The 22,180-nt window shown below is 63.0% G+C and carries 18 protein-coding genes and 1 pseudogene; 6 read left to right on the forward strand and 13 right to left on the reverse strand.

What is annotated here, in order from left to right:
* Positions 1-31 precede the first annotated feature (31 nt).
* The 6 genes and pseudogenes from LDZ28_RS03350 to LDZ28_RS03365 all read right to left on the reverse strand — a co-directional run bounded on the left by LDZ28_RS03350 (position 32) and on the right by LDZ28_RS03365 (position 5,604).
* The gene (locus LDZ28_RS03350) at positions 32-1,438 is read right to left on the reverse strand and encodes a glycoside hydrolase family 18 protein (RefSeq protein WP_305038167.1); all 1,407 of its coding nucleotides are present in this window, start codon (positions 1,436-1,438) and stop codon (positions 32-34) included.
* Positions 1,347-1,616, reverse strand: a complete 270-nt coding sequence (locus LDZ28_RS32765; protein ID WP_305038168.1) for a hypothetical protein — start codon at positions 1,614-1,616, stop codon at positions 1,347-1,349. The genes LDZ28_RS03350 and LDZ28_RS32765 overlap by 92 nt, the downstream gene beginning before the upstream one ends.
* Positions 1,617-1,690: 74 nt before the next feature.
* Positions 1,691-2,131 (reverse strand): annotated as a pseudogene (locus LDZ28_RS32810) (carbohydrate-binding protein); the annotation flags it as partial.
* Between the two features lie 559 nt (positions 2,132-2,690).
* A complete protein-coding gene (locus tag LDZ28_RS03355; RefSeq protein ID WP_244827314.1) occupies positions 2,691-3,113 on the reverse strand; it encodes a hypothetical protein in 423 nt (140 codons plus the stop codon).
* 185 nt (positions 3,114-3,298) lie between these two features.
* Complete coding sequence (gene argH / locus LDZ28_RS03360; protein WP_244827315.1) at positions 3,299-4,705, reverse strand: argininosuccinate lyase; 1,407 nt, start codon at positions 4,703-4,705, stop codon at positions 3,299-3,301.
* 86 nt (positions 4,706-4,791) lie between these two features.
* Positions 4,792-5,604, reverse strand: a complete 813-nt coding sequence (locus LDZ28_RS03365; RefSeq protein ID WP_244827316.1) for a helix-turn-helix transcriptional regulator — start codon at positions 5,602-5,604, stop codon at positions 4,792-4,794.
* A gap of 134 nt (positions 5,605-5,738) precedes the next feature.
* Between LDZ28_RS03365 and LDZ28_RS03370 the strand changes: the two genes are divergently transcribed.
* Positions 5,739-6,503, forward strand: coding sequence for a class I SAM-dependent methyltransferase (locus LDZ28_RS03370; protein WP_244827317.1), 765 nt, complete (start codon positions 5,739-5,741; stop codon positions 6,501-6,503).
* Between the two features lie 104 nt (positions 6,504-6,607).
* On the opposite strand, the gene ppc is transcribed toward LDZ28_RS03370, so the two are convergent.
* The gene (gene ppc / locus LDZ28_RS03375) at positions 6,608-9,688 is read right to left on the reverse strand and encodes a phosphoenolpyruvate carboxylase (protein ID WP_244827318.1); all 3,081 of its coding nucleotides are present in this window, start codon (positions 9,686-9,688) and stop codon (positions 6,608-6,610) included.
* Positions 9,689-9,960: 272 nt separating this feature from the next.
* Between ppc and hemC the strand changes: the two genes are divergently transcribed.
* From hemC to LDZ28_RS03390, 3 genes are read left to right on the forward strand one after another with little or no spacing between them, the layout of a single operon-like run.
* On the forward strand, positions 9,961-11,007 hold the full coding sequence (gene hemC, locus LDZ28_RS03380) for a hydroxymethylbilane synthase (protein WP_244827319.1): 1,047 nt from the start codon (positions 9,961-9,963) through the stop codon (positions 11,005-11,007).
* The gene (gene hemDX, locus LDZ28_RS03385; RefSeq protein ID WP_244827320.1) at positions 11,007-13,076 is read left to right on the forward strand and encodes a fused uroporphyrinogen-III synthase HemD/membrane protein HemX; all 2,070 of its coding nucleotides are present in this window, start codon (positions 11,007-11,009) and stop codon (positions 13,074-13,076) included. The genes hemC and hemDX overlap by 1 nt, the downstream gene beginning before the upstream one ends.
* Positions 13,076-14,269: a heme biosynthesis protein HemY gene (locus tag LDZ28_RS03390; RefSeq protein WP_244827980.1), complete on the forward strand. Its 1,194-nt coding sequence runs from the start codon at positions 13,076-13,078 to the stop codon at positions 14,267-14,269. Before hemDX ends, LDZ28_RS03390 begins: the two co-directional genes overlap by 1 nt.
* 91 nt (positions 14,270-14,360) lie before the next feature.
* On the opposite strand, the gene LDZ28_RS03395 is transcribed toward LDZ28_RS03390, so the two are convergent.
* From LDZ28_RS03395 to trxB, 5 genes are all read right to left on the reverse strand, one after another.
* A complete protein-coding gene (locus LDZ28_RS03395; protein ID WP_244827321.1) occupies positions 14,361-14,684 on the reverse strand; it encodes a rhodanese-like domain-containing protein in 324 nt (107 codons plus the stop codon).
* 57 nt (positions 14,685-14,741) lie between these two features.
* Positions 14,742-15,395, reverse strand: a complete 654-nt coding sequence (locus tag LDZ28_RS03400; protein WP_244827322.1) for a protein-L-isoaspartate O-methyltransferase — start codon at positions 15,393-15,395, stop codon at positions 14,742-14,744.
* A gap of 171 nt (positions 15,396-15,566) precedes the next feature.
* Entirely contained in the window at positions 15,567-16,187 is a 621-nt protein-coding gene (locus LDZ28_RS03405) for a trimeric intracellular cation channel family protein (RefSeq protein WP_244827323.1), read from the reverse strand.
* Positions 16,188-16,190: 3 nt separating this feature from the next.
* On the reverse strand, positions 16,191-16,982 hold the full coding sequence (locus tag LDZ28_RS03410) for a Smr/MutS family protein (protein ID WP_244827324.1): 792 nt from the start codon (positions 16,980-16,982) through the stop codon (positions 16,191-16,193).
* A 227-nt stretch (positions 16,983-17,209) separates the two neighbouring features.
* Positions 17,210-18,205, reverse strand: a complete 996-nt coding sequence (gene trxB / locus LDZ28_RS03415; protein WP_244827325.1) for a thioredoxin-disulfide reductase — start codon at positions 18,203-18,205, stop codon at positions 17,210-17,212.
* 371 nt (positions 18,206-18,576) lie between these two features.
* Between trxB and LDZ28_RS03420 the strand changes: the two genes are divergently transcribed.
* Positions 18,577-20,886 carry a DNA translocase FtsK gene (locus LDZ28_RS03420; protein WP_244827326.1) on the forward strand — a complete coding sequence of 770 codons (2,310 nt, stop codon included), beginning with the start codon at positions 18,577-18,579 and terminating at the stop codon, positions 20,884-20,886.
* 32 nt (positions 20,887-20,918) lie between these two features.
* Complete coding sequence (gene lolA, locus LDZ28_RS03425; RefSeq protein ID WP_244827327.1) at positions 20,919-21,590, forward strand: outer membrane lipoprotein chaperone LolA; 672 nt, start codon at positions 20,919-20,921, stop codon at positions 21,588-21,590.
* Positions 21,591-21,605: 15 nt separating this feature from the next.
* On the opposite strand, the gene LDZ28_RS03430 is transcribed toward lolA, so the two are convergent.
* Positions 21,606-22,031: a hypothetical protein gene (locus LDZ28_RS03430; protein ID WP_244827328.1), complete on the reverse strand. Its 426-nt coding sequence runs from the start codon at positions 22,029-22,031 to the stop codon at positions 21,606-21,608.
* Between the last annotated feature and the right edge of the window lie 149 nt (positions 22,032-22,180).

Here is a 22,180-nt window from a genome sequence, read left to right on the forward strand (position 1 = left end):
CGTCATGCACCGGGCGCAGTCGCGCGGCCGATCACTTGTTGACTTCGCTCATGACGTTCAGCAGTTCCGCGTTGGCGGCGTCGCCGTCCAGCTCCCAGCCGAAGACACCGCGCAGACTGAACTGCTTCACGTAGGCGTTCTTGACGCGGATCGTCGTGGGCGAGTCGTAGGACCAGAAAGTCGTGCCGTCGAACTTGTACGACTGCTTCGTCACCGGATGCTCGTACACCGTGCCTGCGGCGCTCTTCAGGAGCCGGTAGTCCTGGATGCCGGCCTCGTACTTCCCGGGCGCTGTCTTGGTGGCTTTCTGATAGAGCCCGTCTCCCTTCGGTCCCGGCGTGACGCCGGTCCAGCCGCGCCCATACAACGGAATGCCGAGAACGATCTTCGACGACGGCACTCCCGCTTTCAGCAAGGCCTGGATGGCGGCATCGGTGTAGTAGGTGTTGCCGGGAGCGCCCGCCATGTTCGGGCTGGCCGGGTCCGGATACAAATGCGACTGGAAGTCCGTCGGGCCGGTGCTTTCCCATCCGCCGTGATAGTCGTACGTCATCACGTTGATCCAGTCGAGCGGCTTGCTGTAGTCGCCCGGGTTGGTGCTGGCGATCTTGTCGCCACCCGCGCCGATAGCGACCGTCAGCAAATAGCGTTTGCCGTTTTGCGCGCCCATGGCGTCGAGTTGCTTGCGGAATTCCGTCAGGAGAAGCGTGTAGTTCTCCTTGTCCTTGACGTCGTACGTGTTGTAGGGCTGACCGCCGCCACCGGGAAATTCCCAGTCGATGTCGATGCCGTCGAACACGTTCGCTGCGACGCCATCTCCGCCCGCGTTGGAGGCAGCATCGAAGGGCACGTTGCCCTTGATATAGACATCGATGCACGACGAGACGAGCTGCTTGCGCAGCGCATCGGTGGCGCTGGCCTTGCTGAACCACTTCGACCAGGTCCATCCGCCGAGCGAAATGATCATGCGCACGTTGGGGTACTTGTCCTTCAATAGCTTGAGCTGATTGAAGTTACCCTTGAGCGGACCGGACTTGCCCTGGCGTGGATCGCCATAGGGCCAGTCCCATGCATCGCTCTTGCCGTTGACCGATTCGTTCGCCGAGAAGCCCTTTTGGTAGTCGGCCCAGGCGTCGCCGCCGGTGCCTGCGTCCGGGGCGTTCTCGTTGGTCGCACCCGGTTCTGCCTTGTTGATGATGCCGCACTCGTAGCCGCCGTTCTTTTGATAAACGTTGCCGAATGCGTAGTTGATAAACGTGAGCAGCTTCGCCGAGCCCGATGTGTCGACATCCTTGACCTTGTAGTTGCGGTCGTAGATTCCCCATTGCGCGAAGTACGCGCCGACTTCACGCGCGCCGGCGGGAGCGGGGGCGGGCGTTGGTGTTGGCGTGGGTGTAGGCGTAGGTGCCGGCGTAGGAGTCGGGACCGGTGTCGGCACGGGTGCTGGTGTCGGTGTTGGGACCGGTGTTGGTGCTGGTGTTGGAACCGGCGTTGGTGTCGGTGTCGGTGTCGGTGTCGGCGTTGGAGTCGGGACCGGTGTTGGTGTTGGTGTTGGCGTCGGCGTCGGCGTTGGAACTGGCGTTGGCGCCGGTGTCGGCGTCGGACTTCCCGAGCATGCGCCTATGTCTTCCCATACGCCGTATTGTCCGGACTGCGTCGGGTTGTCGCCTTGGGTCCACCACTTGTTTCTGTAATTGCGTCCATTGGCCGTGACGCGCGTACCTGTCTGTGCATAAACCTGCGATGCCGACCACGCAGCGAAGCAAGCCGAAGGTGTCGGAGTGGGAGTGGGAGTGGGTGTTGGCGTTGGAGTCGGCGTCGGGGTTGGTACGGGAGTTGGCGCAGGAGTCGGAGCGGGTGTCGGCGCAGGTGTGGGCGATGGTGCTGGCGTAGGCGTAGCCGCGCTCACATCGCGCCATAAGGTCGGCGTGCTGGCCGGAGTCCACCCAGCGCCTGGATAAGCCGTATGCGCCTGAAGAGCCTGGTATGTGCGCCCGTTGTAGGTGACGGTCGCGCCCGCCGCGTAGGTCGCACCTTCCTGCCATTCGGCGCCCAACGCATTGATTGAATAAGCGACGAGCGCAGCCAGCGTCAGCGCAGTAGTCTTCGACTTCATGCCAAGGCGATTCATGAGAACGGCCTCCTTACTCGGTTTGTTTGGTTCGTTTCGATCCGCGACTCATTTGCGCTGACTGAATTGTCGTCAAGCCCTCTCTTATAGGGCTCGTGCGATCATTGATAATCCAGCGACCAAGGCGAGGCAAGCCGAAAATCGGATATTAGGTTTCCTACGGAAAAATTTTTAAGGATAGACGGAGCGTGTTTTCCTTGACGTTTTTTTCTTGTGAGAATGACGTCGATTCGTTCAAGGAACTCGTTGAGAGAAGCGAAGCAAATACGAACGATCCAGGCGAAATTGCGAATGCAATCTCGAATCATGGCGATGCTTGCGTTACAAAGAAAGCTGCACCGTTCAGCAGATGCCTTTAGTCGGGAAGACGATGAAGCAGATGTGGTGAAGCGGTATGAACACCCAAGACCCGTCGTTTTATCTTTGTGAATTCAAATCGGGATTGTTGGGCATCTAAAGCGTGTAGGGCAAAACACTCGACCTGCATTGCATCGCTTTCCAATGAATCGAGCGTTGCCTTGCAAGTCGTGTCGTGCGCACAATCGGCGCCCCGCGAATATCAAAACTCGACGGTCACGAACTTGACCAACGGCGTGGTCTCGGAATTTGTCGCCGAAGATTGCGGTTCCGCGGCAACGCCGATCGTCTTTCGAGCATCGCCGTAAGCTGCCGTCGCGGCCTGTGCTGTTGCTTGCCTGGAGACGGCGGTGCTTGCATGCAGTTCGCTCATGACGGAAACGCCGTAGGGCGTTTGTTTTCCCGTGCAATCCACCTTGATGGACGTTCGGTCATTCGCACCGGAAAGCATCTCAATCGGATCTGCCGTTTCCGAACCGCTGACGATCGAGCAGGCATTGTGGATGGTCAACGTGACTTCTAGTTGTGAGCTTTTGCGCTCGGCATATGAGGCGGACGTGCCGGAAAGCGCTTCCGCCGCAACGAGCGCAGCCAATGCGGTACTGCGAAAATTGCGCTTGTGCATGATGATTCCCGAAGGCAAAAAAGTGTCTCTCATCATGCTTGCGAGCTACGCCAAGGCGGATAGGTTCGCTCCCATTTCATGCGCGCATTTCAACCATGCAGTGTTTCGCACGGCGTGATAAAAACCGGCGTTCCCAAAAAAATGGACCCACGAATGGGTCCGATTCGAAGCATGGTCCGGCTCGATCAGCCAAGCGCCGCGCGCGCCGCCTTGGCGGCCGCACGCACCTGATCCGGCGCGGTGCCGCCCGCATGATCGCGGCTCGCGACCGAACCTTCGAGCGTGAGATATTCGAAGACATCGTCGCCAATCAGATGCGCGACGTTCGGCAGTTCCTGCTTCATTTCATCGAGCGACAAATCGGCGATATCGCATTCGCGATCCACGCAGATGCGCACCGCATGCGCCACGGCTTCGTGTGCGTCGCGAAAGGGCAGGCCACGTTTCACGAGATAGTCCGCGAGATCGGTGGCCGTCGAGAAACCTTGCAGCGCGGCCGCGCGCATGGCCTGCGGCTTGACGGTAATGCCCGCCGCCATTTCCGCGAAAATGCGCAATGTGTCGGCGACCGTATCGACGGTATCGAAAAGCGGCTCCTTGTCTTCCTGATTGTCCTTGTTATAAGCGAGGGGCTGGCCTTTCATCAGCGTGAGCAGCGCCATCAAATGACCGTTCACGCGGCCTGTCTTGCCGCGCGCGAGCTCGGGCACGTCGGGGTTTTTCTTTTGCGGCATGATCGACGAGCCGGTGCAGAAACGATCCGCGAGATCGATGAAACCGACGCGCGGACTCATCCACAACACCAGTTCTTCGGAAAAGCGCGAGACGTGCGTCATGACGAGCGCGGCGGCCGCCGTGAATTCGATGGCGAAGTCGCGGTCGGAGACGGCATCGAGCGAATTCGCGCAGATGCCATCGAAGCCGAGCGTCTTCGCCACCGCGTGACGGTCGATCGGATAACTCGTGCCCGCGAGCGCCGCCGCACCCAACGGCAGGCGGTTCACGCGCGTGCGGCAGTCGCGCATGCGCTCGGCGTCGCGCGAGAACATTTCGACATAAGCGAGCAGGTGATGCCCGAAGGTCACGGGCTGCGCCACTTGCAAATGCGTGAAGCCCGGCATGATGGTGTCGGCGTGCTTCTCGGCCATGTCGATGAGCGCGCTTCGCAGGTCCTTCAACAGTTCGCCGATACGGTCGATCTCGCCGCGCAGCCACAGGCGAATGTCGGTTGCGACCTGATCGTTGCGCGAGCGGCCGGTGTGCAGGCGCTTGCCGGCGTCGCCGATCAACGCGGTCAGCCGCGCCTCGATGTTCAGGTGCACGTCTTCCAGGTCCAGCTTCCACTCGAACTCGCCGCGCTCGATTTCGCCCTTGATCTGCGCCATGCCGCGCTCGATGGCGGCAAGGTCGTCCGCGCCGATGATCTTCTGCGCCGCAAGCATCGACGCGTGCGCGAGCGAGCCTTGAATGTCGACGAGAGCGAGCCGCTTGTCGAAGAACACCGACGACGTATAGCGTTTGACGAGATCCGACATGGGCTCGGAGAAGCGAGCCGACCAGGCTTCGCCTTTTTTGTGCAGTTGGGACGTCATGGTGATGTGATTGGCGGTTGAGGCGAATGAGGCGGCTAAAGCGGCAAGCCGGAAGTCGAAGATTTTAACATTCGGCGCCTGCTGCCTCAGTCGTTGCCGACGAGGATCACGAGCTTCAGATCTTCGCGATGCGCGGGCTTGAAGGTGATCTGGTTGAACACGAGTCGTCCGCGCGACGGGTGATCGAACGCGCGTTCGCCGCCTTCGCGCTCGAACACGTCCTGCGACGCCCAGTAGCGCGCGAAGGCATCGCTGGCGGCGCCGAGCGTGTCGATCAGCGTGCGCGTGGGCGCGTCGTTGAGGTGACGGATGGAATCGGCGCGAAACTCGGCGGCAAGACGGCGCGCGCGCGTGTCCCAATCGACGATCAACGCGCGCGCCACCGGCGAGGTGAACGTGTAGGCGAGCAGGTTGCGGTCGTGTTCGCCGTCGAGCCAGCCGACGAACAGTTCCGACGCGTGCGCGTTCCAGCGCAGTGCATTCCACTGGCGGTCGAGCACGTAGGCCGGCGCGCCGATCAGCCCGACGCTCTGCAAGAGCGCGGCGGGCACGTCCTGCGCGGTGGGATCGGGCTCGGCGGGATCGCGTTCCTCGGCCAGTTCGAAGAGATACGCGCGTTCGGCCCGCGACAACTGCAATGCGACGGCGATACGCGCGAGCGCATCCGCCGAGGCGGAAACCGGCCGGCCCTGCTCGATCCACGTGTACCAGGTCGGGCTGACGCCGCACAACGCGGCGACTTCCTCGCGGCGCAGCCCCGGCGTGCGGCGGCGCGGCCCCGGCGGCAAACCGACGGACTGCGGCGAAAGCCGTTCGCGATGCGCCCGGATGAATTCGCCGAGCGCGCGTGCGGGGATATCGACAGCTTCCCTGGATTCGGTCTTCGGGGTCGTTTTCATGAGGCGTGGCGGGTAATGTCGATACCAGAATAAACAGTCAACTTGTACTGGTACAAGGCGGGCTCTATTGTAGCGGCAGGCCGGGCGGCTCAGGAACCGCCGGCGTCCCCAAAGAACATTCCGGAGCCATACCGATGAAACACCACGACCAGGTAGCCGATGCGTTCGGCAGCACCGCCGCCGCCTATCTCACGAGCCAGGTTCACGCGAGCGGCGCCGATCTGCAAAATCTCGCCGCGACTTTTGCCGCGACGTGCGGCAACGCGACCGTGCTGGACATGGGATGCGGCGCGGGTCACGCGAGTTTCGCGGTGGCGCCGCACGTGCGCGAGGTCGTGGCGTACGACATCGCCCGGCAAATGCTGGCCACGGTCGATGCCGCCGCGAAGGAACGCGGCCTTGCCACGATCCGCACGCAACAGGGCGCCGCCGAGTCGCTGCCATTCGCCGACGCCTCGTTCGACTGGGTGGTGAGCCGCATGAGCGCGCATCACTGGCGCGACGTGCCGCGCGCGCTGGCCGAAGTGCGGCGCGTGCTCAAGCCGGGCGGCCGGTTGAAATTCATCGATATCGCGGGCGCCGACGATCCGCTGTACGACACGCACATTCAGGCAATCGAACTGTTGCGCGATGCATCGCATATCCGCGACTATCGCGCCGACGAGTGGATCGCCATGCTCGATACCGCCGGCTTCGACGCGAACGTGACCGAGCGCTGGCGTATCGGCCTGGAATTCGATTCGTGGGTGACACGCATGAGAACGCCGCCCGAACGCGTGACGGCGATCAAATCGATGTGGGCCGCCGCGCCCGACGAAGTGCGCGAATACTTCAAGGCCGGCGACGACTTCTCGTTCGAGCTGGATGCGTTGATGATCGAAGGCAAGCGGCGCGACTGAGCGCCGCTCGAATGCCGCAAGGGCTACTTAAACAAACGTGCCACGAACACATGGCGTGATTCGTGGCACGTGAAAGATGCAATGCCCGTTGCCGGGCGCATCGATCAACCCGTATTACGCAGGCCCGCCGCAATTCCGTTGATCGTCAAATGAATCCCGCGCCGCAGCCGCACGTTCTGATCGCCCGCGCGATGCCGCTTGAGCAGTTCCACCTGCAAGTGATTGAGCGGATCGAGGTACGGAAAACGGTTCTTGATCGAGCGCGCGAGCAGCGGATTGTCAGCGAGGCGCTCGCCCTTGCCGGTGATTTCCGCGAGCACGTTGCCGGTCCGCTCGTGCTCCGCGACGATGCGATCGAACACGCGCTTTCTGAGCTTCTTGTCCGCGACGAGCTGCGCATAACGCGACGCCACCGCGAGATCGGTCTTCGCGAGCACCATGTCCATGTTCGAAAGCAGATTCGTAAAGAACGGCCACGTCTTGTGCATCTTGCGCAAGGTGCCGAGGCGCTTCGCGCGTTCCGCGTCCGAGTCGGCCGAATCGAGATAAGCCGTCACCGCGCTGCCGAAGCCGAACCAGCCCGTCAGCAGCAGGCGGCATTGGCCCCACGAAAAGCCCCACGGAATGGCGCGCAAATCTTCGATCTTGCGTTGCTTCGGGTCCTGCAGCTTGCGCGATGCCGGCCGGCTGCCAATGTTCAGTTCGGCGATCTCGGCGATCGGCGTCGAGGCGAAGAAGTAATCGGTGAAGCCGGGAGTTTCGTACACGAGCGCGCGGTACGCGGCCATCGCGGAATCGGAGAGCGTTTGCATCGTCGCTTCGAATAGCGGCAGTTGCGCGGGCGCGTTCTCGTGCGGCAGAAGCGATGCCTCGAGCGTTGCCGCCACCACCGTTTCCAGATTGCGCCGCCCGATTTCCGGATTGCCGAACTTGCTCGAAATGACTTCGCCTTGCTCGGTGAGACGGATTTGCCCATCGACCGTGCCGGGCGGCTGCGACAGAATCGCCTGATAGGTCGGGCCGCCGCCGCGTCCCACCGTGCCTCCCCGGCCGTGGAAGAGACGCAAGGTCGTGCCGCGTTGCTTGAACAGCGCGACGAGCGCCAGTTCCGCGCGATACAGCTCCCAGTTGGACGTCAAGAAGCCGCCGTCCTTGTTGCTGTCCGAATAGCCGAGCATGACTTCCTGCTCGTTGCCCTGATTTTCGATGAGCGCGTCGATGCCCGGCAGCTTGAAGAACTCGCCCATGATGACTGGCGCATTGCGCAAGTCGGCGATGGTCTCGAAGAGCGGAATCACCATCACGCCATCGCGCGCGGGATTGTCCTTGCTGCCGAGGCAACCGTGCAGCACGCCGGTTTCCTTCTGCAGCAACATGACTTCGAGCAAGTCGCTCACGGTTTCCGTGTGCGAGATGATGTAGTTGCGCACCGCGCGCTTGCCGAACTTCTCGCGAGTCACGCGTGCGCCTTCGAGCACGCCGAGTTCGCTCTTCGCGAGATCGGAGTAATCGGCATAAGGAAGACGCAGCGGACGCGGCTGCGCAAGTTCCCTGAGCAACACGGCGCGCTTGTCTTCCTCGGAAAGCGCCGCATAGTCGGCTTCGACGCCCGCGCGCGAAAGCAACTCCGCGATCACCGCTTCGTGGATATCCGAGCTCTGCCGCAAGTCGATGCTCGCCAGATGAAAGCCGAACACTTCCGAAGCGCGCGTGAGCGGCGCGAGCCGCAGCAGTGCAAGCGAGCCGCCATGATGTTGCGCGAGCGAGTCGATCAGCACATGAAGATCGCGCGTGAACTCGGAGCTATCGCCATAAGGCGTCGCGCGAATTGGCGCCGCGCCGCGTCCCGCGCTGCGCACCGCGACCACGCCTTCGCCCAGCCGCACGCGCGCGCTCGCCGCGATCCGCGTATAGATGCCGATCAGCGCGCGCCTATATGGTTCGTCCGTGCGATGCGGCGACTGGTCCGGCGAGGCATCCGCGAGCGCCTGCAAGGCTTCGCTCGATCCGGCGAGCAGATTCGACACGGACAACTCCGCGCCGAGCTTGTGCACCTGTTCCAGATAGTGTTCGAAGATGACCGTCGCTTGCCGCGTGATGGCGTTTTCCAGCGTGGCGGCGGTGACGTTCGGATTGCCGTCGCGGTCGCCGCCAATCCAGCTTCCCATCTGGAAGAACGGCGGCAGCCGCGCGGGCAGGCCGTGTTCAGCGAGCGCTTCCTCGATATCGGCGTAAAGCGCGGGAATTTCTTCCAGGAAAGTCGCGCGATAGTACGAAAGCGCGTTCTCGATTTCATCGGCGACCGAAAGGCGCGACTCGCGCAGCATGCGCGTTTGCCAGAGCGAGGTCACGCGCGCCCGCAGGACGGCTTCGTTGTGCGCGCGTTCGCGCGCTGTCAGTTCCTGATCGCGTTCGGCAAGCAGGCGCGCGATGTCGTGTTGCGCATCGAGAATGCTCTTTCGCGACACTTCCGTCGGATGCGCGGTGAGCACGGGCACGATGAGCGCGGCATCGAAGAACTTTTCCAGCACCTTGCGTGTTTTGCTGACGTTGGACTGCTCGCGCATGCGCTCGATGGCGTAGGCGATGGTGCCCGGCTGCGAAGTCGAACCGGCGAGCGCGTGAATCCGCCGCCGCCGATTGTGATGACGGTCTTCCGCGATATTCGCCAGATGCGAGAAATAGCTGAAGGCGCGCACCACGCTGACCGTCTGTTCCGGCGATAAAGCACGCAGACGCTTTTCCAGCGCTTGCGACGCTTCGTTGTCGTCCTCGCGGCGAAATTTGACGGCGGTCTGACGAATGGCTTCGACGAGTTCGAAGACGGCGTCGCCTTCCTGTTCGCGCAGCACGTCGCCGAGCAGGCGGCCAAGATAGCGGATGTCTTCGAAGAGCGGACGGTCCTTGTCGTCGCGCGTGCGGCTGGTCGGCTTCGGCCGTTCGGCGCCATTGATGGCCGTTTTTACGCTCGCCTTCTTGGGAACCGGCGCGGCCTTTGGAGCCACGCTCGCCTTCGATGCCTTCACGGCAGTGGCCGCTTTCGTCGTGCGAATGATTGGCGTCGCTGACGTCGGCATCGCTGACGACGAAGCGCCGGTTGCATGGGCCGCGCTCGATGCGTCGGCGGAAGAGTCAGGCGATAGAGCGTTGCGGCGCGCGGGGCGGGCCGATCCGGAAGTCGTCACGTCGGGTTCTCCTCAGAAGCTGCGCAGTCAGGGTAACGCGACGAAATCACCGACGAAACGAGTTCTGCACAGCCGCGCGAGGTGCGGCGCGAAGCTGCCGCAACCGCGCCGCAGCCGCTTTGCCTTCCGCTGCCGGAACGCGTGCTGAACGCTTCGAAAGGCGCGCGGACTAAGGCTCTGGCGCGCCGCGTGTCTTCAGGTCGACCCTGGCCTGCGTGCTACCATTGTTAGCTAATGTCTATTTATCCATCCCGTCATTCGATCGAGCTTCAATGAATTCCGAGACGCATTCAACGACACCGCCCGCGAGCCTCACAATCGTTTCGCGGGAAAGCCGGCTGGCGATGTGGCAAGCCGAGCACGTGCAGTGTGCGCTGCACAAATTATATCCATCTTGCGACGTCAAAATTCTCGGAATGACGACGCGCGGCGATCAGATTCTCGATCGCACGTTATCGAAGGTCGGCGGCAAGGGTCTGTTCGTCAAGGAACTGGAAGCCGCGCTCGCCGACGGCCGCGCCGATCTCGCGGTTCATTCGCTCAAAGACGTGCCGATGCAACTCCCCGAAGGCTTCGCACTCAGCGCGATTCTCGAACGTGAAGATCCACGCGATGCGTTCGTCTCTTCGCACTTCGATTCGCTCGCTGCGTTGCCGGCGGGCAGCGTGGTGGGAACCTCGAGCCTGCGCCGCGAAGCCATGATCCGCGCGCGCTATCCGCATCTCGAAGTGCGGCCGCTGCGCGGCAATCTCGACACGCGTCTAGGCAAGCTGGATCGCGGCGAATACGCGGCCATCATTCTCGCGGCGGCCGGTCTTATACGGCTTGGTCTCGAAGGACGCATCCGCGCATATCTGGATGAAACCGACAGTCTGCCGGCGGCGGGGCAGGGTGCGCTCGGCATCGAGATTCGTGCGGATCGCGCCGATCTCGTCGCGTGGCTTGCGCCCTTGCATCACGAAGCGACCGCGCTTGCCGTCGAAGCGGAGCGCGCCGTGTCGCGTGCGCTTGGTGGCAGCTGTGAAGTGCCGTTGGCCGCTTACGCGCATTGGGAGAACGATTCGCTGTACTTGCGCGGCGCGGTCTCGACGCCGGATGGCACGCGCGTCTTGAACGCGGAAGAACGCATCGCCACGCCCGATCTTGCCGCCGCGCTCGAACTGGGTTTGCGCGTATCGGCGGATCTCGAAGCGCAGGGCGCCATGGAGATCGTCAACGCGCTGACCACCATCAGCCACCCGGACGGGCCGAACCGAAGCCCCGGCAACGACGCGGCCAATCCCGACCTGATCCCGCCTTCGACGGCGGGCAAGCACTGATGGCGAGCGAGCGTCGCGCCACCATCGTCGTCACGCGGCCTGCGGGACAATCGGCTGCGCTCATCGCGCTTCTCGCCGATGCCGGTTTCGAGACGCTCGAGTTTCCGCTCATCGACATCGCGCCCGTCGCCGACGACGCTCCTTTGCGCGCGGCCCTCGACGAACTCTACGGGCCGCAACGTTACGCGCTCGTGGTTTTCGTCTCGCCGAATGCGATCGATCATGCGTTCAGCCGTCTTTTCGCGCCGTGGCCTGTGGACGTGCCGGTGGCCGTCGTGGGTCCGGGCAGCGTCGCTGCGCTGGCGCGGCAAGGCGTGAGCGCGCCGGCGTACCGCGTGATCAGTCCGTCGGCGGAAGAAGCCGATCCGCGTTTCGATTCCGAAGCGCTCTACACGGCAATCGAAGCCACGCTCGGCGAGAACGGTCTGGAAGGCAAGCGCGTGCTGATCGTGCGTGGCGATGGCGGGCGCGAGTGGCTCGCCGAGCACCTCACCGAAGCGGGCGCGCAAGTGGAGAAGGCGGCGGCGTATCGCCGCGTGCTGCCCGAACCGTCCATGCACAAGTGGGAGCGCATCCACACGCTGCTCGCGGGCAATCCGCACGCGTGGCTGCTGACGAGTTCCGAAGGCGTGCGCAATCTCGACGAACTCGCGCGCGAACATCTCACCGCCGACGAGATCACGCGGCTGCGGCACGCGCAGGTGATCTGCCCGCATCCGCGTATCGAGCAGGCCGCGCGGCAAGCGGGTTTTGATAGGATGACGGTGTCCGGCGCCGGCGACGAGCGCATCGTGCAGGCAGTCGATGCGCTTTACCCGCGCAAATCGGCTGGAATTCAGGCTGCACCTCACACCAATCAAGCACGTGAAACGCACGCGAAGCCCGCACCGGCGGATGCATCGCCGGACACGCAACCGGCCGCCGCGCCGGCCCACCAAACGGCTCAATCACGCATGACTGATTCGAACGATTCCAACAAAGCTTCACCTCAGCCCAACGTGCCACCGCCTCCGCCCAATACGCCTTTCACGCCCTACGAGCAGCAGAAGCGGCGCGGCGGCGCGGGTACGGTGTTGTTGTGGTTCGTCATCGTTATCCTCGCGATTGCTGCGGGCGCGGGTGGCTATGCGCTCAACCGCAAGTTCGAACGCAATAACCAGGCGCTCGCCCAGCGCGTCGAAGAGGCCAACGCGCAAGACGCGCAACTGCGCGCCAAGGCCGACGAAGCCGCGAGTTCGACCGCCGCGCTCAATACGCAGGTCATTCAGTTGCAGGGCAAGCTCAATGACGCCGAGGCGCACAGCCAGGCGTTGCAGCAGCAGTATCAGGACCTCGCGAGCAATCGCGACGACTGGACGGTTGCCGAAGTCGAGCAGATTCTGTCGAGCGCAAGCCAGCAATTGCAATTGACCGGCAACGTGCAACTCGCGCTTTTCGCGCTGCAAAGCGCCGACACGCGGTTGGCCGCCACGAACGGTCCGCAGGTCGTGGCGATCCGCAAGGCCGTCGCGCAGGACATGGACAAGCTCAAGGCCACGCCGACCACCGACCTCACGGGTCTCGCGATCAAGCTAGATACGGCGATCGACCGCATCGACAGCTTGCCGCTGTCCGGCGAAGCGCCGATCGATCCGGCGCGCGCTCGCGCGTCAGAACCGGGTGACAGCGCGTCGATTGCAGCGGCGACCGGCGTGCCGCGCTGGAAGGTGCTGTGGTATCAGATCACGAGCGGCATCGGGCAGCAGTTGTCGAGTCTCGTGTCGGTGCGGCGTATCGACAATGCGGACGCCATGCTCACGTCGCCGGATCAGGGTTACTTCGTGCGCCAGAACGTGAAGCTGCGTCTGTTGTCGGCGCGTCTTTCGCTGCTTTCGCGCAGTGAGCCTACGCTCAAGTCCGACCTGAAAGCCGCCGATGCCGCGCTTGCCCGCTACTTCGATCCCTCGTCGAAAGCGGTTCAGGCCGTGCGCGATCTCGTGAAGCAGGTCGATCAGGCGTCGATGGCCGTCGCCGTGCCGAACCTGGACGCGAGCCTCGCCGCCGTGCACCAGTTCAAGCGAGGCGGATGATGACGATTCGTGGACTCATCTGGATTGCACTGTTGTTCGTCGTTGCGGCGATCATCGCGACGGTCGGCGGCTTCAATGGCGGGCAGATTCTGCTCGTGCTGCCGCCATATCGCATCGACATGTCGCTCAATCTGTTTGTCGTGGCGCTGGTCGTGCTGTTTCTCGCGCTCTATGCGCTGATCCGCGCGATCCGTGGCGTGTGGAAGATGCCGTCGCGCGTGGCGGCGTATCGCACGCGCAGCAAGCTTGCGAAGGCGAACGCGTCCTTGCGCGATGCGATCGGCCATCTGTACGCGGGCCGCTTCTCGAAGGCCGAGAAAGCCGCGCGCGATGCGTTGAGTGTCGAGGACAACAAGGGCGCGGCGGGCTTGATCGGCGCGAACGCGGCGCATCGGCTGCATGAATACGCGCGTCGCGACGAGTGGCTCGCGCAAGTCGGCGGCGCGGACTGGCAGGACGCGCGCCTGATGGCCACCGCCGACATGCGCGCCGATGGCCGCGACGCGGACGGCGCGCTCGTCGCGCTGACCGAGATCCAGGCGCAGGGCGGGCGGCGCATCCATGCGCAGCAGATCGCGTTGCGCGCCCAGCAGCAGTTGAAGAACTGGGGCGAAGTGCTGAAGCTCGTGCGCATGCTGGAAAAGCGCGAGGCGCTGCATCCCGCGGTCGCCGTGCGGCTGCGGCAAGTCGCGGCGGAAAACCTGCTGCGCGATCGCCGGCATAATCCGGATGCGCTGCTCGAACTGTGGCAATCATTGTCGCCGGTGGAGCGTCAGTCGCCGCGTCTCGCCGATCTCGCCGCCGAATTGCTGATCGCGCTGGATCGTCGGGCGGAAGCGAAGAAGATTATCGAAGACGCGCTCGCCGTGAACTGGGATGCGCGGTTGTTGCGGCGTTATCCGGATTGCATCGTCGGGGGCGACGCCTTGCCGCTCATTCAGCGCGCCGAAGCCTGGCAAAAGGAACGCACCGAAGACGCCGACCTGCTTTTCACGCTCGGTCGTCTGTGCCTGCATCAGCAATTGTGGGGCAAGGCGCAGGCGTTTCTCGAATCGGCGCTGAAGCTGGCGGAAGACGAGCCGTTGCGTATTCGGACGCATCGCGCGCTGGCGCGTCTGCACGAGCAACTCGGCGATACCGAAAAGGCCGCGGAGCATTATCGCGCAAGCGCGCTGGCAATGAACGTGGTCTGACGCTTTCGTTTCGACACAAAAAAGCCGCATGCGCTTCAAACGCATGCGGCTTTTTCGTTGGCTGGCCTGAACGCTCGGATTCAGGCTCGATTCAATACGTTGGCACCGAAGGATCGACCTGACGCGACCACGCGTCGATGCCGCCGTACAGATTGAACACGTTCGTGAAGCCGCGCGACTCCAGAAACATGCCGACCTGTGCGCTGCGCGCACCGTGATGGCAGATGCAGACGATCTGCGCGTCGTCGTCGAGTTCTTCGCTACGCGCGGGGATGTCGCGCATGGGAATCGACACGATCTTGTCGAGCTTCGCGGTCTGCACTTCCCACGGCTCGCGCACGTCGAGCAAAACGGGAGCGGGGCGCGATGTGTCGGCAAGCCACGCGGCGAGTTCGGGTGCGGTCAGATTTTGCATGGAATCGAATAAGGACGATGGCGAAAGCCGGGCGGCGCCCGGCCCGAACGCACCGAATCAGAACCTGAATAGCGAAGGATGCACCGCGTTTTGCAGCGGCGCGACGAGCGTTTCGAAGACATCGGACACGCGGAATTGCTTTTCGTCGACCCGCGTGATGATCTGCGCCTTCATGACCGGCGCCGTGCCGACGAAAGCGGCGATACGCCCGCCCACTTTCAACTGTTCGAGCAATTCCTGCGGCATGACCGGCATGCCGCCCGAGACGCAGATCACGTCATAAGGCGCGCCGTCGGCCAAGCCCCGCGCGCCGTCGCCGTGAACCACATGCGCGTTCGACACACCGTTCGCCGCGAGATTCTGCTTCGCGAACTCGGCGAGTTCCGGCGAGATTTCAACCGTGGTCACGCTGCGGCCGCGATGCGCGAGGAGCGCCGCCATATAGCCCGAGCCCGCGCCGATTTCCAGCACTGTCTCACCCTTGTGAATGGCCAGTTCTTGCAGAACCCGCGCCTCGACCTTTGGCGACAGCATGCGCTCGCCGCCGGGAAGCGGAATTTCGAGGTCCGCGAAAGCGATATTGCGGTACGCGGCGGGAACGAAGTTCTCGCGCTTGATGAGCGACAGCAGATTCAGAATCTCCTGGTCCAGCACTTCCCAAGGACGAATCTGCTGCTCGATCATGTTGAAACGCGCTTGCTCGATGTTCATGTTCGTTGTGCGTCGTTGTGCGTCGTTCTGCAAGAAGGGTAGCCGCGAAGGCCGCCGGGTCAGACTTTCAGGCAGCTTCAGGCGGGTTGGAAAACTGTGCGATTGTAGCAAATAGACGGGTTTTCCCGCCCGTTCGCGCGCAGCCATTGCGGCTCGGCTCATGCAGTTCGACTAATGCGGCAGTCGGATATCGAATTTGAAGGTGACGAGCCGCGCGACCAGAATGAAAGCCGTAGACAGCAGCACGTTGTAGATCGTGTCCACTTGAAGCTGTTCAAGCCCGATATACATCCAGCAGCCCGCGAACGCGCACACTGCGTACGGCCGCGAATCGCGCAGGATCAGCGGAATCTCGTTGCACAGCACGTCGCGCATGATGCCGCCGAACACGCCGGTGGTCACGCCCATCATCGTCGCGGTGAAAACGGGCATTTGCGCATCGAGCGCGATGGAGGTGCCCGAGACGCTGAAGAGTCCGAGGCCGATCGCATCGGTGATGAGGAGCGCGCGCTGATCGAACAGACGCGTCGTCACGCGTAGAAAGAAGGGCGCGAAAATCGCCATCGCGAAGATGACGAACACGTATTCCTGATGCTCGACCCAATAGAACGGCCGGCGTGACAGCAGCACGTCGCGTACGGTGCCGCCGCCGAAAGCCGTGGCGAGGGCGACGAGGAAGGCGCCGACGGCGTCGAGCCGGCGCTTGCGCGCCTCGATGAGACCGGAGAATGCATACGCGAAAATCGCGAACGCCTCCATGATGGAAATGGCGAGAGTCAGCCTGGGATGCACGTTCTAACCCGCTTTGCGGTTCTTGTCTTGTGGATGTTGATGATGTCGCGGCGCGCTCGCCGGTTGCAGCAGCACGAGCACGGCGCCCGCGCCGCCATCGTGCGGACGCGCCTGACAGAACGCAATCACTTCGACCTTCTGCACGAGCCACGCGCGCACCTTGCCCTTGAGCACCGGCTCGCGGCCGACGGACCCGAGCCCCTTGCCGTGAATCACGCGCAGACAGCGCAGCCCGCGCTTCACGGCTTCGCGGATGAACTCCGCAAGCGCCTCGCGCGCTTCCTCGCGGCGCATGCCGTGCAGATCGAGTTGCGCCTGAACGATCCACGCGCCGCGCCGCAACTTCCTCACGACTTCCTGACTGATGCCCGGACGACAGTAGGAAAGCGTCTCGTCGATATCGAGCAGGGTTTCCGGGTCGTATTCGTCGGAGAGCGCTTCCTGCAGGACCGCTTCCTCGTCGCGCCAGCTTTGCAGCGGAAGCGGTGGCGGCGGCACGCGGGCGATAGCGATGCGCGGCGGCGTCTTCAATGGCTCGATTTCGCCGATGGCGCGGCGAAACTCATCGGCCTCGGCCAACGTTTCGCGTTCCGCACGCACGGCCGCGACGCGTTCGGCCTCGCGCTTCTCCGCCTGCGCCTTCAACGCGCTTTTCAGCGATCCGAGTCCGGCGAGCCCTTCGCGTTTCACCGCTTCGGCGACATCGGCGGGTTTCGCTTCGACAGGCGCGCTGACTTGCGGCGTGGCGGCGCGCCGGAGTTTCGGTTCGTTCGGATGAGGTTGGTTTTTCGGCATCGTTCGGCCAACGGATAAGCGCGGGACGGTCAAACGCAGCGCGCCGATTGTGCCACGCGCGGCGCCATGCACCTGCACGCAACGGCGCTCGCGAAAATAAAAACGGGCCGGCGGCGCGAACCGTGGCCCGTTCTTCAGTCTGGTTCAACCCTCGATGCGGCTGAACTCAGTGAGCAGTACGCTGCGCGCCGGCAACCATTCTAACGGTCCGATGCGCGCGCGGTCGCTCAACGATCCTTTTCGTGGCTCATCGAGTGCGGCGTGGGCGTTTCGTCGATGGTTTCCAGATAACGTTGCGCATCCAGTGCCGCCATACAACCGGTTCCGGCGCTCGTGATTGCCTGACGATACACGTGATCCTGCACGTCGCCCGCCGCGAACACGCCGGGGATGCTGGTGGACGTTGCGTCGCCCGTCGTGCCGCCCTTCGTGATGATGTAGCCGTTCTTCATTTCGAGCTGGTTGGTGAAGAGATCGGTGTTCGGCTTGTGACCGATTGCGACGAACACGCCTTGCAGCTTGACATCGGTGGTATCGCCGGTTTCGGTGCTCTTCACGCGCAGGCCGGTCACGCCGGTCGCGTCGCCGAGCACTTCGTCGAGCACGTGGTTCCACTTGATATCGACGACGCCTTCCTTTTCCTTCGCCAGCAAGCGGTCGATGAGAATGGGCTCGGCGCGGAACTTGTCGCGACGATGGATCACCGTGACCTTGTTCGCGATGCCCGCAAGGTAAATGGCTTCCTCGACCGCCGTATTGCCGCCGCCGATCACCGCCACTTCGCCGTTGCGATAGAAGAAGCCGTCGCAGGTAGCGCACGCCGACACGCCCTTGCCCATGAACGCTTCTTCGGAAGGATCGCCGAGATATTGCGCCGATGCGCCCGTCGCGATGATGAGCGAGTCGCACGTGTACTCGCCCGAGTCGCCGATCAACCGCAGCGGACGCTCGTTGAGCTTCGCCGTATGGATGTGATCGAAGACGATCTCGGTGTTGAAGTTGCGCGCGTGTTCTTCGAGGCGCTGCATGAGTTCCGGACCCTGCACGCCCGTGGGATCGCCCGGCCAGTTTTCGACGTCGGTGGTGGTCATCAACTGACCGCCCTGAGCTAAGCCGGTGATGAGCAGCGGCGACAGATTCGCGCGCGCGGCGTAGACGGCGGCCGAATAGCCGGCGGGGCCGGAACCGAGAATCAGCACTTTGGCGTGTTTGGTCGATGACATGGCGTTTGGTCCGTTATTGATGGCCGTCGGGTTGTGGCGCGGCAACTTCGACGCCCGGCGCGAGAAGCGGCTCATGACCGCGACGCGCCATGCAGCCCCGACGAACTCTAGTTGGGTGCAAGGGATCAATTATAAAGGCCGTTGCAAAAGCCTTCCGAGTGAACCTTTCAATCGGATTGATAGCCGAGCGTCGCAGGAATCACGAAAAAATCGTTGCTTAATCGTGGCTTAAACCACGACGGTTTGCGTGTGACGAGTGTTACAGGTTGCAAGCACGGACGCCTTTTTGCGCCGTTCACCGCAATGCAGCGTTTACAATAGGCCACCTTATATGCGGCACTTTATAAGCCGCGACAAGCGACTCCGAATCAATGGCCAAAGCATCCTATTCCGCGAGCCCGCAGGCGCTGCCGCACCGCATGTCGCGGCTCTTCACCGAGATTCGCTGGATTCTCCAGGTTGCGCTCGGACTGTTTCTCGTCATGGCGCTCCTTTCCTATAGCCAGAAAGACCCGAGCTGGATGCACGCCATCAGCGTGGATCACATTTCGAATTGGGCTGGGCGCGTCGGCGCCAACACGTCCGATATCCTGCTGCTCGCGTTCGGGCTCTCGTCGTACTGGTTTGTCGTGCTGCTCGGGAGGCGGATCGTCGCGAATTACCGGCGCATCACGCAACCCGCGCTCGCCGACGACGACACCCCGCGCGATCGCACCTGGCTCGCCGAGGCATTCGCGTTCGTGCTCGTGCTGCTCGCAAGCGATGGCATCGAGGCGTTGCGCATGTGGTCGCTCAAGGTGCCGCTGCCGCGCGCGCCGGGCGGTGTGGTCGGCGACATGGTCGCGCGCCATGTTTCCCACGCGCTCGGCTTCACGGGGGCGACGCTCTTTCTGCTGATCGCGCTGGCCATCGGCTTGTCGCTCTATTTCCGCTTCTCGTGGTTGTCCGTGTGCGAAAAAATTGGCGACGGCATTCTCACCGCGATCACCGGCGCGCAACTCCGGCGCGAAGCGGGCCGCGACCGCAAGCTCGGCGAGGAAGCGGCGACCAAGCGCGAAGGCAAGGTCGTGCGCTCGCGCGTGAAGCAGGAAGATCACGAGCCGGTCGTGATCGTGCCGCCGGTCGCCACGCCGCCGCGCTCCGAGCGCGCGGAGAAAGAAAAGCAGGTGCCGCTCTTCAAGGACCTGCCGGGCGATTCCACCTTGCCGCCGCTCGCGTTGCTCGATGCGCCGCCGAAAATCCAGGAAACCATTGCTGCCGACACGCTGGAATACACCTCGCGTCTCATCGAAAAGAAGCTGAAGGACTTCGGCGTGGAAGTGAGCGTGGTCGCGGCGTATCCGGGGCCGGTCGTGACGCGTTACGAGATCGAACCGGCCACGGGCGTGAAGGGCAGCCAGATCGTCGGGCTCGCGAAGGATCTGGCGCGCTCGTTGTCGCTCGTGTCCATCCGCGTCGTCGAAACCATTCCGGGCAAGAATTTCATGGCGCTCGAATTGCCGAACCAGCGCCGCCAGACCGTGAAGCTCTCCGAGATTCTCGGCTCCGAGGTCTACGCAGCCGCCGCCTCGCCGCTAACAATGGGCCTTGGCAAGGACATCGGCGGCAATCCGGTCTGCGCCGATCTTGCCAAGATGCCGCACTTGCTGGTCGCGGGCACCACGGGTTCGGGCAAGTCCGTCGGCATCAACGCGATGATTCTTTCGCTCCTCTACAAGGCAAGCGCGGATCAGGTGCGGCTCATCCTCATCGACCCGAAGATGCTTGAAATGAGCGTCTACGAAGGCATTCCGCATCTGCTGTGTCCGGTCGTCACCGACATGCGGCAGGCGGGTCACGCGCTCAACTGGGCGGTCGCGGAAATGGAGCGGCGCTACAAGCTCATGAGCAAGATGGGCGTGCGCAATCTCGCGAGCTTCAACAGCAAAATCGACGAAGCGAAGAAGCGCGACGAAACCATTCCGAACCCGTTCAGCCTCACGCCGGACGAACCCGAGCCGCTCGCGCGTCTGCCGCATATCGTCGTAGTCATCGACGAACTGGCCGATCTGATGATGGTCGTCGGCAAGAAGGTCGAGGAGTTGATCGCGCGGATCGCGCAGAAGGCGCGCGCGGCGGGCATCCATCTGATTCTCGCGACGCAGCGGCCGTCCGTCGATGTCATCACGGGCCTCATCAAGGCGAACGTGCCGACGCGCATGGCGTTCCAGGTGTCGTCTAAGATCGATTCGCGCACGATTCTCGATCAGCAGGGCGCGGAATCGTTGCTCGGCATGGGCGACATGCTTTATCTGCCGCCAGGCTCGGGTCTGCCGGTGCGCGTGCATGGCGCGTTCGTGTCGGATGAAGAAGTGCATCGCGTGGTCGATAAGCTCAAGGAGCACGGCGAGCCGAACTATATCGAAGGCATTCTCGAAGGCGGACTGGCCGGCGAGGGTGAAGAAGGCGCGCCCGGCGCAGGCGGCGCGACCGATGGCGAGTCCGACCCGCTTTACGATCAGGCGGTGGAAGTGGTCATCAAGAACAAGCGCGCTTCGATCTCGCTCGTGCAGCGGCATCTGCGCATTGGCTATAACCGGGCGGCGCGGCTGCTCGAACAGATGGAGAACTCCGGGCTCGTTTCGTCGATGTCGTCGAACGGCAACCGCGAGATTCTGACGCCGGCGCGCGATTCCGACTGAGCGCCGACGTGTTTTGAATGGAGAACAAAAGCATGAAGCAACACACGGGGAAGAAGGTATTCGGCGCGGCGCTGCTGTCCGCGTCGATGCTGTTTGCATCGCACGCGTACGCGAGTGGCACGGAGCAGCTGAAGGCCTTCGTTTCGCAAGTCCACGCGGCACGCGGCGAATTCACGCAACAGGAAGTCAAGGCGCCGGGCAAGGTCAACAACGGCGCAAGCTCCACGACTACGCCGACCAAGGGCGTGACCTCCAGCGGCACATTCATGTTCGCGCGGCCGGGCAAGTTCATCTGGTCGTATGAAAAGCCGTACTCGCAGGTTTTGCAGGCGGACGGCGACAAGCTCTACGTCTATGACAAGGACTTGAACCAGGTCACCGTTCGCACGCTTGGCGGCGCGCTTGGCGCAAGCCCCGCCGCCATCCTTTTCGGCAGCAACGACCTCGACAAGAACTTTACCTCGCGCGATGCGGGCGAGAAGGGCGGCATCGACTGGCTGGAACTCACGCCTAGAGCGAAGGACACGCAGTTCGAACGCGTGGGCATCGGCTTCAAGGACGGCAATCTGCAAGCCATGGAACTGCACGACGTGTTCGGCAACGTCACGCTTCTTACGTTCTCGAACATTCAGAAGAACCCGCCGATCAAGAGCGATACCTTCAAGTTCAACGTGCCGAAGGGCGCGGACGTGATCAACGGGTAAGGTTGGGCGCCCGGCTTATTGATATTCGGTGACGACTGTCACGAGCGCTGTCGATGGCGCTGACATGGACAGCACGCCGCCTGTCGCGCCGACGTGAAACGTGCCATCGCTGCCGCGTGCTGTCTGACGTCCGGCGCCATCGGCGAAATGCGCGTACACGCTGCCGGCAATGGCGACGCGTGCGTTCGGCGCGTCGGTTGGCGGCGGCGTGAAGTGCACCGAGACCGTCTGGTCGCTCGCATGGTTCGTCGCCGAAAAGGTTGCGGACGTTGCCGCCGTCGATGTCGATACGCCAAACGGCGGCGCCACCAACGCGCCCCGGAATGTGATCGTGCCACCGGGCATCGTGTACACCGGGGCGGATACCGCATAGGCGCTCATCACGGCGAGCGCCGCTGCCAATCCCACCCGGCGTGTTTCTCTTAGCTTTGCTTGGTCCATCTTTTCCCCCGTTGAAAAGTCCGTGTTTCGCGCGACGTGATTAAGCACATCCGATCATTCGGCTTATTTTTGAGATAACGCGATTAGCTTGGATATTAGGAGAAATCGTGTCGGTCGAGTGATTGGCTTTTGCTAATTGCTCGCGGAAA

The sequence above is a fragment of the Caballeronia sp. TF1N1 genome, from assembly GCF_022878925.1.
In the GTDB taxonomy this organism is placed as follows: Bacteria; Pseudomonadota; Gammaproteobacteria; order Burkholderiales; family Burkholderiaceae; genus Caballeronia.

What these genes read in the sequence shown, in the direction of transcription:
- LDZ28_RS32765 (WP_305038168.1), bottom strand. Translation starts at nt 1,616, where the DNA reads ATGCTCGGGAAGTCCGACGCCGACACCGGCGCCAACGCCAGTTCCAAC.
- LDZ28_RS03355 (WP_244827314.1), bottom strand. Translation starts at nt 3,113, where the DNA reads ATGCACAAGCGCAATTTTCGCAGTACCGCATTGGCTGCGCTCGTTGCG.
- argH (WP_244827315.1), bottom strand. Translation starts at nt 4,705, where the DNA reads ATGACGTCCCAACTGCACAAAAAAGGCGAAGCCTGGTCGGCTCGCTTC.
- LDZ28_RS03365 (WP_244827316.1), bottom strand. Translation starts at nt 5,604, where the DNA reads ATGAAAACGACCCCGAAGACCGAATCCAGGGAAGCTGTCGATATCCCC.
- LDZ28_RS03370 (WP_244827317.1), top strand. Translation starts at nt 5,739, where the DNA reads ATGAAACACCACGACCAGGTAGCCGATGCGTTCGGCAGCACCGCCGCC.
- hemC (WP_244827319.1), top strand. Translation starts at nt 9,961, where the DNA reads ATGAATTCCGAGACGCATTCAACGACACCGCCCGCGAGCCTCACAATC.
- hemDX (WP_244827320.1), top strand. Translation starts at nt 11,007, where the DNA reads ATGGCGAGCGAGCGTCGCGCCACCATCGTCGTCACGCGGCCTGCGGGA.
- LDZ28_RS03390 (WP_244827980.1), top strand. Translation starts at nt 13,076, where the DNA reads ATGACGATTCGTGGACTCATCTGGATTGCACTGTTGTTCGTCGTTGCG.
- LDZ28_RS03395 (WP_244827321.1), bottom strand. Translation starts at nt 14,684, where the DNA reads ATGCAAAATCTGACCGCACCCGAACTCGCCGCGTGGCTTGCCGACACA.
- LDZ28_RS03400 (WP_244827322.1), bottom strand. Translation starts at nt 15,395, where the DNA reads ATGAACATCGAGCAAGCGCGTTTCAACATGATCGAGCAGCAGATTCGT.
- LDZ28_RS03410 (WP_244827324.1), bottom strand. Translation starts at nt 16,982, where the DNA reads ATGCCGAAAAACCAACCTCATCCGAACGAACCGAAACTCCGGCGCGCC.
- trxB (WP_244827325.1), bottom strand. Translation starts at nt 18,205, where the DNA reads ATGTCATCGACCAAACACGCCAAAGTGCTGATTCTCGGTTCCGGCCCC.
- LDZ28_RS03420 (WP_244827326.1), top strand. Translation starts at nt 18,577, where the DNA reads ATGGCCAAAGCATCCTATTCCGCGAGCCCGCAGGCGCTGCCGCACCGC.
- lolA (WP_244827327.1), top strand. Translation starts at nt 20,919, where the DNA reads ATGAAGCAACACACGGGGAAGAAGGTATTCGGCGCGGCGCTGCTGTCC.
- LDZ28_RS03430 (WP_244827328.1), bottom strand. Translation starts at nt 22,031, where the DNA reads ATGGACCAAGCAAAGCTAAGAGAAACACGCCGGGTGGGATTGGCAGCG.